The 362-nt window shown below is 34.5% G+C and carries 2 protein-coding genes; both read right to left on the reverse strand.

Features of this window, described 5'->3' with window-relative positions; translation table 11 throughout:
• Nucleotides 1–88, reverse strand: an 88-nt coding sequence (locus BHE89_RS27235; RefSeq protein WP_171742564.1) for a Tar ligand binding domain-containing protein, incomplete at its 3' end; no start/stop codon positions are given.
• A 131-nt stretch (nucleotides 89–219) separates the two neighbouring features.
• Nucleotides 220–351 carry a Tar ligand binding domain-containing protein gene (locus BHE89_RS27240; RefSeq protein WP_353615159.1) on the reverse strand — a complete coding sequence of 44 codons (132 nt, stop codon included), beginning with the start codon at nucleotides 349–351 and terminating at the stop codon, nucleotides 220–222.
• Nucleotides 352–362 lie beyond the last annotated feature (11 nt).

Genomic DNA, 362 nt, shown 5'->3' on the forward strand with positions numbered 1-362 from the left:
AAAAAACGCCTCCTGAGACAAATTGCAAAACACCAAACAACAGAAGAATGGATAATAATCCAGTCACTATTTTCATTCGGCTAAACATAATTTCCCTTTTTATAATAAACGGTAATGAGCAAGTTATCGGCAGACTTAAGAGAAACTTTATAGGATTATTACGAGCTTGTAGTAAATTAGCCCAGGTTTCATCTAGGCGTTCACGTTGATCTTGTATTGTCAGTGTTTTATTAAGGTCGTTTCTGTCTCAACAATATTTGAGTAAAAAACGCCTCCTGAGACAAATTGCAAAACACCAAACAACAGAAGAATGGATAATAATCCAGTCACTATTTTCATTCGGCTAAACATAATTTCCCTTT

Source organism: Shigella sp. FC1967 (assembly GCF_001743005.1).
In the GTDB taxonomy this organism is placed as follows: domain Bacteria; phylum Pseudomonadota; class Gammaproteobacteria; order Enterobacterales; family Enterobacteriaceae; genus Proteus.

What these genes read in the sequence shown, in the direction of transcription:
- BHE89_RS27240 (WP_353615159.1), bottom strand. Translation starts at nt 351, where the DNA reads ATGTTTAGCCGAATGAAAATAGTGACTGGATTATTATCCATTCTTCTG.